Annotated in this window: 15 protein-coding genes; 13 read left to right on the top strand and 2 right to left on the bottom strand. The window is 41.0% G+C overall.

Features of this window, described 5'->3' with window-relative positions:
• The first annotated feature begins 4 nt into the window (after window positions 1–4).
• A complete protein-coding gene (locus FT12353_RS03875; RefSeq protein WP_047974887.1) occupies window positions 5–1,363 on the top strand; it encodes a DEAD/DEAH box helicase in 1,359 nt (452 codons plus the stop codon).
• An 86-nt stretch (window positions 1,364–1,449) separates the two neighbouring features.
• Here FT12353_RS03875 and FT12353_RS03870 read toward each other — a convergent pair whose 3' ends face one another.
• On the bottom strand, window positions 1,450–2,577 hold the full coding sequence (locus FT12353_RS03870; protein WP_203618526.1) for a YslB family protein: 1,128 nt from the start codon (window positions 2,575–2,577) through the stop codon (window positions 1,450–1,452).
• A gap of 97 nt (window positions 2,578–2,674) precedes the next feature.
• Between FT12353_RS03870 and murI the strand changes: the two genes are divergently transcribed.
• The 4 genes from murI to queA all read left to right on the top strand — a co-directional run bounded on the left by murI (window position 2,675) and on the right by queA (window position 6,561).
• Window positions 2,675–3,508: a glutamate racemase gene (murI, locus tag FT12353_RS03865; RefSeq protein ID WP_059393291.1), complete on the top strand. Its 834-nt coding sequence runs from the start codon at window positions 2,675–2,677 to the stop codon at window positions 3,506–3,508.
• Window positions 3,509–3,590: 82 nt separating this feature from the next.
• The gene (locus FT12353_RS03860) at window positions 3,591–4,196 is read left to right on the top strand and encodes an XTP/dITP diphosphatase (protein WP_059393290.1); all 606 of its coding nucleotides are present in this window, start codon (window positions 3,591–3,593) and stop codon (window positions 4,194–4,196) included.
• Between the two features lie 96 nt (window positions 4,197–4,292).
• The gene (gene ruvB / locus FT12353_RS03855) at window positions 4,293–5,351 is read left to right on the top strand and encodes a Holliday junction branch migration DNA helicase RuvB (RefSeq protein WP_203618577.1); all 1,059 of its coding nucleotides are present in this window, start codon (window positions 4,293–4,295) and stop codon (window positions 5,349–5,351) included.
• Between the two features lie 148 nt (window positions 5,352–5,499).
• The gene (gene queA, locus FT12353_RS03850) at window positions 5,500–6,561 is read left to right on the top strand and encodes a tRNA preQ1(34) S-adenosylmethionine ribosyltransferase-isomerase QueA (RefSeq protein ID WP_203618524.1); all 1,062 of its coding nucleotides are present in this window, start codon (window positions 5,500–5,502) and stop codon (window positions 6,559–6,561) included.
• A gap of 60 nt (window positions 6,562–6,621) precedes the next feature.
• On the opposite strand, the gene budA is transcribed toward queA, so the two are convergent.
• A complete protein-coding gene (gene budA / locus FT12353_RS03845; protein WP_059393288.1) occupies window positions 6,622–7,332 on the bottom strand; it encodes an acetolactate decarboxylase in 711 nt (236 codons plus the stop codon).
• Window positions 7,333–7,475: 143 nt separating this feature from the next.
• Here budA and tsaE point away from each other — a divergent pair, with 143 nt between their 5' ends.
• The 8 genes from tsaE to FT12353_RS03805 all read left to right on the top strand — a co-directional run bounded on the left by tsaE (window position 7,476) and on the right by FT12353_RS03805 (window position 13,990).
• A complete protein-coding gene (gene tsaE / locus FT12353_RS03840; RefSeq protein WP_059393287.1) occupies window positions 7,476–7,934 on the top strand; it encodes a tRNA (adenosine(37)-N6)-threonylcarbamoyltransferase complex ATPase subunit type 1 TsaE in 459 nt (152 codons plus the stop codon).
• Entirely contained in the window at window positions 7,931–8,467 is a 537-nt protein-coding gene (locus FT12353_RS03835; RefSeq protein ID WP_203618522.1) for a GNAT family N-acetyltransferase, read from the top strand. The genes tsaE and FT12353_RS03835 overlap by 4 nt, the downstream gene beginning before the upstream one ends.
• On the top strand, window positions 8,467–9,000 hold the full coding sequence (locus FT12353_RS03830; RefSeq protein ID WP_059393285.1) for a 3'-5' exonuclease: 534 nt from the start codon (window positions 8,467–8,469) through the stop codon (window positions 8,998–9,000). Before FT12353_RS03835 ends, FT12353_RS03830 begins: the two co-directional genes overlap by 1 nt.
• Before the next feature lie 231 nt (window positions 9,001–9,231).
• Window positions 9,232–9,336 (top strand): putative holin-like toxin, encoded by a 105-nt coding sequence (locus tag FT12353_RS08645; RefSeq protein ID WP_083994338.1) that lies wholly within the window; start codon window positions 9,232–9,234, stop codon window positions 9,334–9,336.
• Between the two features lie 903 nt (window positions 9,337–10,239).
• Window positions 10,240–10,788 (top strand): hypothetical protein, encoded by a 549-nt coding sequence (locus FT12353_RS03820; protein WP_059393284.1) that lies wholly within the window; start codon window positions 10,240–10,242, stop codon window positions 10,786–10,788.
• Between the two features lie 1,323 nt (window positions 10,789–12,111).
• Complete coding sequence (locus FT12353_RS03815) at window positions 12,112–12,681, top strand: hypothetical protein (RefSeq protein WP_203618520.1); 570 nt, start codon at window positions 12,112–12,114, stop codon at window positions 12,679–12,681.
• 59 nt (window positions 12,682–12,740) lie between these two features.
• Entirely contained in the window at window positions 12,741–13,328 is a 588-nt protein-coding gene (locus FT12353_RS03810) for a hypothetical protein (RefSeq protein WP_059393280.1), read from the top strand.
• A gap of 56 nt (window positions 13,329–13,384) precedes the next feature.
• A complete protein-coding gene (locus FT12353_RS03805) occupies window positions 13,385–13,990 on the top strand; it encodes a hypothetical protein (RefSeq protein WP_059393279.1) in 606 nt (201 codons plus the stop codon).
• Window positions 13,991–14,051: the final 61 nt, after the last annotated feature.

The raw sequence follows: 14,051 nt of genomic DNA, 5'->3' as shown, positions 1-14,051 counted from the left end.
TTACATGAAAAACACAAACCAACAATTTGGTGAATACAATTTAAAGCCGGAAGTACTTTCAGCTTTAAAGGCGATTGGTTTTGACCAGCCAACGCCCATCCAGGCGCGCTTGATTCCAACAATCTTGCGTGGTGGGGATGTTGTCGGTCAGTCACAGACAGGGTCTGGAAAGACGCACACTTTCTTGGTACCAATTTTTAACGCTTTGCAACCAGAATTGAACCAAACCCAGGTGGTGATTACAACACCATCACGGGAATTGGCTGCTCAGATTGCTAAGGCTGCCCGCGAATTTGCGGAAAAGATGGAATTGGTGAAGGTTTCGATTGCCGAATATGTCGGTGGAACTGATAAGGCCCGCCAGATTCGTCAGTTAGAGAAGCACCAAGCACAAATCGTTGTTGGAACGCCAGGACGATTAAAGGACTTGGTTCAAAGTGGTGCCTTGGTGGTTAACCAAGTGCGGACTTTGGTTGTCGATGAAGCAGATATGACGCTTGACATGGGCTTCTTGAACGAAGTTGATTTCTTGGCTGGTGCGATGCCAAAGGACCTGCAAACGTTGGTCTTTTCAGCAACGATGCCGGAAAAGTTGAAGCCGTTCTTAAAGAAGTATTTGGACAATCCTGATTTCCAAACGATTCCAACGGAAGCGACGATTGCCGATACGATTGATAACTGGTTGGTACCAACGAAGTCCAAGGATAAGGAAGAGGTCATCGATAAGTTGTTGACGATTTTCAATCCTTATTTAGCGCTGATTTTTGCCAATACCAAGGAACGAGCTAAGGAATTGGCTGCGCATTTACGTGGTCAAGGCCTCAAGGTTGCTGAAATTCATGGCGACATTCCGCCACGTGAACGTCGTCGAACAATGAAGGGTGTCTTGCACCTCGATTACCAATATGTAGTTGCTACTGATTTAGCTGCTCGTGGTATCGATATCGAAGGGGTTTCGCACGTCATTAACGATGGTGTGCCAGACGAATTGGAGTTTTTCGTTCACCGTGTTGGTCGAACGGGACGGAATGGCATGGCTGGAACGGCCGTAACTCTTTACGGACCTGATGAAGAAGACCGGATTGCTGAACTGGAAAAAATCGGTATCGAATTTGCTCATAAGCAGATTCGTGGGGATGAAATCGTGGCGGTCAAGGATCGTAAGGCCCGGACACAGCGCCACGCAACAACTAATAAGTTGGATCCTGAAATGGTTGGGATGGTCAAGAAAAAGAAGAAGAACATCAAGCCTGGCTATAAGCGTCAAATTAAGAATAAGATTAAGCGTAAGCGTCAAATGGATCGTCGAATTGAACTTCGTCAGGATCGTCGTAACACGCGTCGTCAAAATAAGGAAGGCTAAGGCTGACCGACTTTTGATTACTAAAAAAGAACAGCAACCCGCAAAATTGTGGGGCTGCTGTTCTTTTCTTTGTCTCGATTAGTGCTTTATTCGTTCAAGCTTGAATCGTCTTTTTGACTAAACTTTTGGCGTCGCTCTTGGCCAAAGGCTAACAACGAATTTGTAATCGATTGCTCGATTGAAAGAGTATCGGCTACCTGGCTGTCTGTTAGTTCGCTAGTTGGTTCTGCGACCACTGTCGCGCTTTCGCTTTCAGGTGCAGGAACGATTGCTTCTTGCTGTTCTTGGTCTGTTGAAACAGGGGCAGTTGATTCTGCTTGGTTCTTCTTTGGTCGGAAGAAGGAAAAGGCGCTTTTTTTGCTCTGACTTTGGTTAATGACCGGTTCAGAGTCAGTCGTGCTGGTAGATGCTGCTGGTTCAGCTTCCGTTGAAGCTGTGGAAGATGTTGGTTCGGTGTTTGAGGAAGCCGCCGATGTTGTTGGTTCCGCCTCAATTGGGGCTGTGGATACTGCTGAGTTAGTTTCTACTGAAGCCGCGGATGTTGTTGGTTCCGCCTCAATTGGCGCCGCAGATTCTGCTGGCTCAACTTCTACGGGCGCTTCTGATGTGGCCTGGTCGACTTCACTAATTTGGATTGCTGGTTCATCAACCGGTACGCTTTGGCGATTAACGATGAGTGCTTCAGGGTTATCAATGTCTTCAGTGGCGATTTCTTCGCCCTGGTCTAAGAAGCGATCACGAAGCGCAACCTGTTCAGAAGAGGTTAAAGAGCTTATCTTATGAGACATATCAGTCAAAATCGTTACCGTTACTGTCTGTTGTCGAGCAGAAACTTGGAAGGTTCCTTCCGCCACAACTTCTTCTTGCAATTCCAGCTGTTGCGCTAAGAAGCCAGTTTCTAATGAAAAATCAGCTTGGTGGTTTGTTGCTAACCGGTCTTCTACCATGGCACCAGAAAGAAGCCATTGCTGCTGATCACCGCTTTGGTATTTGATTGTTAAATCACCAAAAGCAGCCTTTTCAAAGAAGGCAGGCAAATGAGCACTCGTTTCCACAGGGAACTGGCGAGCCAACTCTTTTCCGGCCCAGTAGGTAATGTTGGCATAATCATCCGTTAAGATATTGGCCAAAAGAGCATCACGTAAGAGTAGTGGTGCAAAGGCACTAACGGTCTGATTGGTACCGTTATTTGATTGAGAATGAGCATTTGACATAAGTAAAGATTCCTTTCTTCCGTTATTATAGCAAAAGAGAGATTAAACGGGGGCAAAGGCTTGCAATTTGTTTTGAAGGGAAGATAATAAGACTATTATGAAGAAAAATACAAAAACAATTGGCATGATGGACTCTGGCATTGGCGGTTTGACCGTCTTAAAAGCCGCCGTTCAATCATTGCCGGCAGAAGCCATCGTTTATGTTGGCGATACAGCACGAATGCCTTATGGCCCTCGCGAGCCAGAGGAAGTCGCTGATTTTACCAGACAAATTGCCGACTATTTAATTGAAAACCATGACATTAAGGCGCTGGTGATTGCCTGCAATACGGCAACTGCCTGCGCCTTACCTGGCTTACAAGAAGACTTGGCCATTCCGGTTATCGGTGTGATTGATTCCGGTGTCCAATCGGCCGTTTTGGCAAGTAAGACGAAGAAAATTGGTGTCATAGCAACTGAGGGAACCGTGGATTCAGGTCAGTACCAGGCTGAGATTCAGGCGGCGGCGCCGGGTAGTCAGGTTTTTGCACAAGCAGAGCCTGATTTTGTCCAATTCGTTGAGCAAAACCGCTATCAGGACGCTGAGGTGGCTGAAATTGTTAAAGACCATTTGCAGCCCCTTAAAGAGGCAGGTATCGATACGTTGGTGCTTGGTTGCACGCACTTTCCGCTGTTGGCGGACGTCATTCAACAGGCCTTGCCAGAGGTAACCCTAGTTGATCCGGGAGTTGCCACGGCGCAAAAATTAGCGACTATCCTGAAGGAACAGGACTTGTTGGCTGAGGATGACGGAGCTGTTTATCCAGAAAACAAGCAGTACCAACTGTATACAACTGGGCCGGTCTCAACTTTTTCAACCATTGCAAAGCAATGGCTGGGAATAGAACACGATTGGCATTTTACTCACCTAAATTTACCGGCAACAGATTGATTGCGGTGGATTAGTGACCAGCAGTCAGGTGGCCCCACCTGTTAAAGAAAGTAACTCAGATTTTGTAAAAGAAGGAGCAACGATGACGCGCTTAATTATCGCAACTGGTAACGCCCATAAAGTTCAAGAAATAAAGGAGGCATTGGCCAAGCTCGATTTGGGCTGGGATATTTTGTCTTTAAAAGACTTGGATGAAGTTCCTGAAATTATTGAAGATGGCACAACCTTTGCAGAAAATGTTCATAAAAAGACGACTGCTTTGGCGGCTGTTTATTCAGAAGACTTAATCATGGCTGATGACTCTGGGCTAACGATTGCGGCTTTAAACGGCGAGCCTGGAGTTTATTCGGCTCGCTATGCAGGCGACCACGATGATGATGCCAATAATGCCAAAGTTTTGGCTAAGTTAGCTGGAAAATCAGGACAGGACCGGCAGGCGCAATTCACAACCGTACTTGAACTAGTTGGCCCTGGTAAAGAACCTTTAGTTGTTAGCGGGCATGTCGACGGGCAAATTACCGAGACAGAGATTGGCGACAACAAGTTTGGCTACGACCCAATCTTTTATTACGAACCACTGCAAAAGACATTTGCCCAATTAACGGTGGCTGAGAAGAACCTGATTTCACACCGGGGACGGGCTCTAGAAAAGCTAGTCGATGCACTCCCAGCGTGGTTAAATCAGTAAGGCTTTTGGCTACACAAGACGACCGGAATTGGTCGTCTTTTATTTTGCCAAGCAAGCAGGAAAGGAGGCGGACAAATGCGCTATAATAGTAATGATATGACTGATGAAAACCCACAATTTAATACTTGGTTTGAAGGCCAAAATGAAACGGATGAATTGCTGCGTGATGCAGCTGAAAATGCTAGAGACCAGCAAGATGAGCTTTCCTTGCGACCTAAGTACTTGCGCGAATATATTGGTCAACAGCCATTAAAAGAGGAGCTGGCGGTTTATCTCCAAGCCGCCAAAATGCGTGAAGAAGCCCTTGACCACGTTTTGCTTTTCGGACCGCCGGGGTTAGGAAAGACGACGTTAGCGATGATTATTGCTAATGAACTAGGCGTGCATTTGAAGACAGCCTCTGGTCCGGCAATTGAAAAAGGTGGCGATTTGGTCGCCTTACTCAATGGTCTGGAGCCAGGGGATGTACTTTTTATTGATGAAATTCACCGCCTGCCAACGGCGATTGAGGAAATGTTGTATTCCGCCATGGAAGATTATTTTATCGATATCATGGTCGGGCAGGGACCGACTGCCAGAGCCGTTCATTTTCCTTTGCCACCCTTTACCCTAGTGGGTGCAACGACTCGGCCGGGCATGCTGTCCAAGCCATTGCGTGACCGTTTTGGGATTATTAATTCCCTTGAATACTATCAGCCGGAAGACTTACAGCAGATTGTGGTCCGGACTGCCGATATTTTTGAAGCCCCCATCACAAAGGACGGCGCCTATGCCGTGGCCTCCCGGTCACGAGGAACACCGCGAATTGCCAACCGGCTGTTGAAGCGGGTGCGCGACTTTGCCCAAGTTGCTGGAAAAGAAGCGATTGATACCGACTTGGTGGAAACGGCCTTAGATAAGTTGCGCGTTGATCAAAAGGGCCTGGATGATACCGATCATAAGCTGCTAAACGCTATGATTGATTTTTATCATGGTGGACCGGTTGGTCTTGCGACCATTGCTGCTAATATCGGGGAAGAAGCCGATACGTTGGAGTCGATGGTGGAGCCTTACCTGTTGCAATTAGGCTTTATTCGCCGGACCCCAAGAGGTCGGGTGGTGACGGAAGCGGCCTACCAACATTTGGGCCGGCCGGTGCCTGAACCAAAGGACTGATTTGCTCGTTTTTGATGAATTAAGGTCCGGACTAGAGTGTATTTGCTCATCTTTGATGGACTAAGTATCCGGACTAGAGTATATTTGCTCGAAAGCATAAACACTAACAGCCTGTTGGTTGTTGAATAGAAGAATTTAAAAGAGATTTATGACAGAAGAAAAACACTACCAATTATCAGATTTTGACTATGACTTGCCCCAAGAATTAATTGCGCAAACGCCATTAAAGGAACGCGATACTTCTCGTCTCTTAGTGCTGAATGCCGAAACTGGGGCCTATGAGGACCGGCATTTTTATGACATTTTGGACTATTTGAACCCAGGCGATGCCTTGGTAATGAATAATTCGCGAGTATTGCCAGCCCGGTTACACGGAATTCGTCCAGAGACTGGCGGCCATGCCGAAGTTCTACTATTGCGCCAAGACCACGGGGATGTTTGGGAAACTTTGGTGAAGCCAGCTAAGAAGTCACCAATTGGTTCAACGATTCTTTTTGGTGATGATCCAGAAAACCCCGTGATGACGGCGACGATTGTTGGTGAATTGGAACACGGTGGTCGTTACGTTGAATTTTCTTATGACGGCATCTTTATGGAACGCTTGAACCAGTTGGGTGAAATGCCTTTGCCACCATACATTAAGGAAAAGTTGGCGGACCAAGAGCGGTACCAAACGGTTTACTCTAAGGTGGATGGTTCAGCTGCTGCACCAACTGCCGGACTGCATTGGACACCAGAATTGCTGCAAAAAGTTGCCGATAAGGGTGTTGAACTGGTGGAATTAACTTTGCATGTTGGCTTGGGAACTTTCCGACCAGTGGAAGAGGAAAATATTGAAGACCACCAGATGCATTCTGAGTTTTATCAATTGAGTGCAGAAGCAGCGGACACATTGAATAAGGTCCGTGAGCAGGGTGGTCGAATCGTTGCTACCGGAACGACGTCCATTCGAACGTTGGAGACAATTGGTTCGAAATTTGATGGTCAACTTCAGGCCGATTCTGGTTGGACGGATATCTTTATTAAGCCCGGTTACAAGTGGCAGGTTGTTGATGCCTTTATCACTAACTTCCATTTACCAAAGTCAACTTTGGTCATGTTAGTCGCAGCCTTTACCGGTCGCGAAAACATTTTGAATGCTTATCACCATGCGGTTGAAGCCAAGTACCGGTTCTTCTCCTTTGGGGATGCAATGTTTATTCATAAGTAAAACAAAAAAGCAGTTGCCACGGCAACTGCTTTTCTTGTTGATTTAATTGCTTTGAGAGGTTTATTCAGCCGCTTCAATGGCTTTGTGGACCATCGATAAGTCAGTTAAATCAGCAGCCTTAAAATCAGGGTTTTCGGTTGGCAAGACCTGTTCGATGGTATCGAACTTTTGCACCTTAACAGTAGCTGACAAAACTTTTCCGGTCAAAACGTGACCAGAAAGGTCATGATCATCGGAAAGGAAGTGAGAATGGAAGCCGGCTACGGTGACGCCCTGGTAAATAGCTGGTGCGTAATAGGAAAGGAGACGGCCCTTAACTTTTGAACCGTGAAAGACCTGTTGCTTTTCGGCGGCTTCGGTTAAGGAAGGATAAGGTTTTTGGCTACCAGCAGCTGAGCGAGTAGTCATGGTTTCGAATTCGCCTTCAACCAAGAAAGCTGCAAACTGATTTTGCGCCTGTAACTTGTCGATGGTGTCTTGTAAAACGACTTCCAAATCAGCATTTTCCGCTGTTCCAAAATCTTTAAAATCACCATGGTGAGCAGCGGCAAATGGGGAACTGAAGTTTTCGTCCGGTACTTCAGATTCGCCAGAAACCAAGGTATGGTAGGCTTTACCATCTAAGATAATCAGTTCGCCATCTAGACCTTGGCCTGTGCCGATTCCAAAATCGCCGTGTTGCAGGAGGTCGTGGATGGACATTGTCCCGTCTAAGAGGCTGTTAGCGAGTAGCTGCATCGTGCCAACTTGGAATAAAGTTGTTTTTGACATTCGTAAAAATCCTCTCAATTCTTTTGATTATTTTTATTGTACTCCTATCGACTGGGGGACTGACAAGAAATTTTTAAAATCAGGACAAAAAAACCACCAAAGTGCCCAGTGCTCAGTCAAATGACAGTGTTATAATATGGAATATGAAAAGCTATCAGACGAACAATCCAAAAGAAACCCAGGCGTTGGCTGAGCAATTAGCCAAGCTCGTTTACCCCGGCCTGGTGGTGACCCTCCAAGGAGACTTGGGCGCCGGTAAGACGACCTTTACTCAGGGATTGGCGAAAGCCTTGGGAATTACGAGCCGGGTTAAAAGCCCGACTTTTAATATCCTGAACACTTATGAGGAAGGGCGAATTCCACTTTACCATTTCGACGCTTATCGTCTTGAAAATATGGGTGCAGCCGACCAAGGGTTCGAAGACTATCTGGGCACTGATGGCGTCACTTTGATTGAGTGGCCTCAGTACATGGCGGATCTTTTGCCAAATGATCGCTTAGAAATGACCTTTACCCGCATGGCGGGCGCAGACTCTGACCGTGAAATTGTGGTTCGGGGGTTGGGCCAAGCCGCTCAAATTGAGGAGGACTTACACGGATGATTGCAGCACAATTTGACCACTATGAGTACTCAATGCTTGGCTTGGACCTCCAGCAGGCTCAGGCTGCCCAAGATTTGCTGACGCAGCTTAAACAGGAATCGGATACTTTTGAATTAGTGGAAGTCCGTGATTCACTGGCAGCGTCTAACCAATCGTCAGTTGTAGAAGCTGATTTGAAAAACGATGACCTGCCCAACAAGACTTGGTTGATTTGGGCCAAGCCATTGGGGCATGAAGAAGACAGTGACGCGGTTGCTGTTGGCATTGCCTCGATTGCCGATGGCGAAGTCGGCTTGGCGATTTTGGCCGCCTTTCAGGGCCATGGACTGGGTCAATCAACGCTGGCAGCAATGGTTGTTTGGGCCGAAGAAGCCGGTTATGATCGTCTTTGGCTCGATGTTGACCTGGAAAATCAGGTTGCTCGTCATCTATACAAAAAGCTTGGTTTCACGGAAGTCGGTGAAGAACCGGAGCCAATTGAACTACGGTCCGGCCGCCAAGCAAACCTCGTAAAAATGGAGTTACTGTTCTAATGAATTTTGTCGCTTTTGATTTTGAAACAGCCAATAACCAGCGTCATTCGGCTGTTTCACTTGCCTTGGTTGTCGTGCGTGCCAGCCAGGTGGTGGATCAATTTTATTCCTTGATTAAGCCACCAACACCGTTTTCAGCGCGGAATTCGCAAATTCATGGCATTTATCCAAAGGACGTTGTCAATGCGCCCACATTTGCAGAAATTTGGCCAACGATTGCGCCATTATTTACCGAGGAAAAACTCGTGGTGGCGCATAACGCTAATTTTGATGCTTCAGTTTTACGGGCTTGCTTAGACTATTATGGTCTGCCGGAAGCTCATTACCAACTGTTGGATACTGTGCAAACCTCGCGCCGGCTCTTGCCTGATTTGCAAAACCATAAGCTCAACACGGTTTCTGCCGCTTTGAACATTCGTTTGGATCACCACCATAATGCGCTGGAGGATTCTTTGGCCTGTGCGGAGATTCTGATTTATCAAAGTGAACTTTTTGGAAATCAGGTCTTAAAAGAGTATGTTCGTAATAAATAAAGTGTGTTGATTGTGCTTTTTAAGGGATTATTAACGGCGCAATATTGTTCTTTAAATACATTTTTCAATGAATCGTTTAACTAGTCGGTACTGCTGTAAACCGCATGGTTGAGGTGTTTATGCTATAATATCGGTATGCAAACAAGTGAAGATGGTGGCTATCCTGGAAAGGTGGTGGTGCCTATGGTTTTAAAATCATAACCCCCAGCATCCTAGGAAAGGAGAAGCCTGATGTCCGTAGTGGATGTCTTAACATTGTTGTGGGCGTTTGGAATGTTTGTTCTAACGCTCATCGGCATTGTTATTGATCTCGTTAAATTAGGTCAAAAAAAATAACCATCTTAAGCTTTGACCGGCTGATGGTTATTTAATAATCATAAAGGCTAGCCACCGTTTAACGGGTTTGCTAGTGAAGCGGTGTTGCTCGAACAACACCGCTTTTCTTATGTCTTTATTATATCACTTATATAAAAAAACACTAATGAATTACTAACGCAGTTTGAATAATTAGAAAAAATATTGATCTCATTAAATTAGGTCAAAAAAATAACCATCTAATCTTTCGCGAGCCGACGGTTATTTAATGATCATAAAGGCTAGCCACCGTTTAACGGGTTTGCTAGTAAAGCGGTGTTGCTCAAACAGCACCGCTTTTCTTATGCCTCTATTATATCACTTGTAGAAAAAAGGCTAATGAACTATTAGTACATTCGGTGATATATAGAAAAAATGATATAAATTACGATATAGCAGTTTTTAAGTTATTCTGAAACAGCATGAAAGAATTAGCATACTGATAAGTAGAGACTATACAATAAAAAAATTTTATCGTATTTTAATAGGTTGATTAGTTAATATGCTAATGCTAATTCAATTTAAAAAACAATGGTATTTTAGATGCTAGATACACCGGTGAAGATAAAGTAAAAGAACGTTATCTAATCAATATAGCTAGTTGATATAACATGCTTTATGAAAAGATAAAAAAGCAAATTTCTCGAAAAGGAATCTGCTTTTTTATGTTAAGTCATATGATGCTAATTCAATGTATTTCATCAACTATGGTGATCAATATAGAAGTCAACATTACCCATTTGCGATGATTACGAAAAAGATAGACGACTTTACCTCGGATTGGAAGGCAATGATATTGATTTTTTTGCATATCTATTCTCAATCAGATAGACTATCATTGATGTTTTGTAGAATAAGTATCATTTTAAGATAGATGGAGATTTGATGAAAAAGTTAATTACAGTTGTTGTCATTTTTTTGGTTCTTGTTTCAGGAACCTTCCTAGTTTTTAAAGCTAGTTCTTCACAAGACTATCATGGGTCTCAACAGAAGTCAGTTGTCTCTTCTGCTGTTAATTCAAGTAATACTGGGCATATGAGTGTTAGTTCAGATTCAACATTCTCTACTACTAACACAAGTAATCTGGGACACAATAGTGGTGAATCTTCAACATCCTCTGCTGTTAATTCAAACGCTTTTGAACAAACAACGAGTATTAGTAAATCCAATTCCTCCAATGAACCAACCACACCAACAGAGGGTCAGGGGCACACAGTTCATAATGGACAGGAAGCTATTGATGTTATTAAAGATGCTTATAAGTCTGCTGGAGTAGATTTAAATACTTTTGGATTTGAAGTATTTAATGATAATAGTCACCCAAATAATTTTATTGTACAGTCGATTGTTAAATCTTATCGGTCAGATGGAGGTTCGGGGACAGCAGATACTTACAGTGTGGAACCTTCGGGACACTATACTCTGGTTAATTAGTATTCCATGTATAAAAATGTATCCCTGGTTTCACATGTTTCTTTTATTTAATAATAAAAGAATACCCCGTTTGTATAGTGATGATAAATAAGTAAGACTTCGATAAAAACTGGTGATAGTGGGATATCCTCCATTTTTTGTAACGTAAAGTGAAAAACGGAGCTGAGAATTATTAATACGCAACAGAAAAAGCTTACAATCTAAAATCGTAAGCTTTTTTGTTAAAAATAAGTTCAATTAATTTTACTATTTAAAAGCTATAAAAATAATAGTAGTGATGCCTAGAGAATTATAGCCCTTTTAAAATAATGAAAAAAATATAAAAAATCTTATTATCGAATATTTGTTACTAAATGACAAATGAAAACTAATATTTTGTTATTACGTTGTTATTCACAAAGTCAATATTTGTTTGTTACCGTAGGAGGAGTTTAAAATAAATATTTGAGATGGAAAAGGATGAGACATGATTATATACAGTTTCATTATTTTTGTTTTACTGACATTAGTAATCAATCTAATTGGTAAGAAAGTTTTATATAAAAATAGTGAAAACCCTTCTGCCAAAATGAATCATTTATATGGCACGTTGCTACTCATTATTGTTGTTCTAGTTGTAGGTAATAACATAATTAGTAACAGATATAATTTTTTTGATTTTTATCCGATTTTTACAATATTACCAGTAGGAATTTATCTACTAAAAAACAACTAATATATGGAACTATTAATTAAAAGGCCAATATTCGCTTGTTACGCTATGAAGTGTTGAATTTATGTATGTTATTCAATATTCGCAAAAAGGAAAGTAGGGTTCCAATAATGAAAACTATGTTTTTAATAATAGATATCTTAATACGTCTATTATTTACGCTATTAGCACTTTATCTTTTAACGCAATATAATAATGATACTGCTACTATCATAAGATTTACTGGAGGCACTATGTTAGCTTTCAACCTTTTCACTACCTTTTTTGATAATAATTATCACAAGAAGAGATAAACAGCAAGTTAACACAATGTTCGATTATGCCAAGCAAACACCTATGGATTGAGAGACACGGGGTGTGTTTTTTTTGTGAAATCGACTACTGTGAACTTTACGGAGCTTAAGTCTGGTTATGCTACAATAGACGTCGAGCAGAAAAAATTCCTCTTTTATGAAATGTTATCCCTTCGGGATTTTCGATAAAGAATTGAAAAAAATGATGACGCTACTAATAAAAATGTAGCTGTAGTCTTAGCCGCAATGAAAGCAGCGTCATTGTTATTATACGAATGAAAATAAATAGTCAAATGGCGATTATAAAGGAAATAGATAATGCAAAGCTTTTTAGAAGTTAAATCTGATATTCAAAAAAAACAACGGAATAGTAAAAAATGGTTTTTTTCACTATACATTCCTCTTCTTTTTCTGAGTATTTTGTCCATTCCTTCATATGGTATTATCAATATTAACTGGATTTTCCCTGTACTTTTAGTAGAAGATGTTTTAGCTTTCTTTATGTTTCTTTTTTTTCATCGCATTGATCAGATAATAAAAAAAGAAAATGAAATTATAGACATACCAAATAAAATCCAGGTAGATGAATGGTTTTCTCAAAATAAAAAATTAATCGCTAATTATATTTTATCGCCAATCCTATTTCCCAAAAGAAAGGCCTACTATCCTTGGGGTATCATCAATAAAGATGATTGCTATCATATTATTTTTATCAATTTTTCAAAGAAAAACGTCTTATTAATATTGACTATTCAAAAATCAGAAATCACTCAATATGACGAAGCAAATACCATTGAAAATTTAATTTATACAATCCAAAAAAAGGTTCAAAGGTTACAACAACCAGTACGGAAACAATTCTATGCATCTACTTCTTTTCTTAAATAATTAGCTCACAGAAAATATCTCAACAAAAATAAAAACCGTCTCCAGGAAGGAAACAGGTCGTGCAAAGCTTTTTAGCGATAAAAAAGGATATTCAAAAAAAACAACGCAAGAGTAAAAAATGGCGTATCGTACTATATATATTTATGATTTTTTGGAATAGTACATTTATCCCTATTCTTTATTCACCTAAGGGTATTCAGTTAGTTGATATTCTTGGTATTAGTGAGGTTTTGATTGTAGATGTTTTAGTAGTGCTCTCTGTTTTTATTTTTGCTTATCGTATTGATCGAATAATAAGAGAAGAAAATGAAATAATAGAAGTGGCAACTAAAAATCAAGTGGATGAATGGTTTTCTAAAAATAAAAAGTTAATTAATTTTAGTTTGTTGGTGACTCTAGTATCTAAAAAAATAACTAAGTATCCTTGGGGCGTAATTAACAAAGACGATCATTATCAAATTATTTTTATTGATTTTTCCAAAAAGAATGCCTTAGTCATATTGACTGTTCAAAAATTAGAAATTAAACAATACGATGAAGCAGACACCATTGAAAAGCTAATTTACAAAATTAAAAAATGGGCTAAGATAACGCAGATGCCAATAGCGAAGCAATTAATGGCAGCTGATCGTTTTTTCAACAATTAGCTCACAGAAAATATCTCAACAAAAATAAGAAACCATCTCCAGGAAGGAAACAGGTAATGCAAAGCTTTTTAGCAATTAAATCTGATCTTCGAAAAAAACAACGTAATAGTAAAAAATGGCGTTTCGTACTATACGCTGCTTCTATTTATTTAACTATTAGGGCCATTTATTTAGTAAGAACTCTCCAGGCGTCGCCTACTATTGATAAAAATTTGACTTTTCCTGTGGATTTACTTTTGATTTTAATTTTAATGCTCGATGTTCAAAATTTCTTTATAGTTAGTTTTTTCCACCGCATTGATTGGATTACAAAAACAAAAAATGAAATCATAGACATAACAACTAACATACTGGTAGATGAGTGGCTTTCTAGAAATAAAAAATTAATCGCTAATTTTATTTTATCGCCACCATTCCCCCCTAAAAAAAGGCCGAACTATCCTTGGGGTGTCATCAATCAAGACGATTATTATCAGATTATTTTTATTGATTTTTCAAAAAAGAATACCTTAGTCATCTTGACTATTCAAAAATCCGAAATAAATCAATACGACGAAGCAGAAACCATTAAAAAGTTAATTTATACAGTTCAAAAAAGGGCTAAGAGAATGGAAAGACCAATATCTAAGCATCTATATGGATCTGTCCGTTTTTTTAAATAGTTAGCTCACAAAATCTTTCAATAAGAGTAAAAAGCCGTCTCCAGAAATTGGAGACGGTTTT

It is taken from the genome of Fructobacillus tropaeoli, assembly GCF_016860625.1.
Taxonomy (GTDB): Bacteria; Bacillota; Bacilli; order Lactobacillales; family Lactobacillaceae; genus Fructobacillus; species Fructobacillus tropaeoli.
The sequence above is the reverse complement of the archived record's forward strand: the minus strand, read 5'-3'. Positions and strand labels throughout refer to the sequence as shown.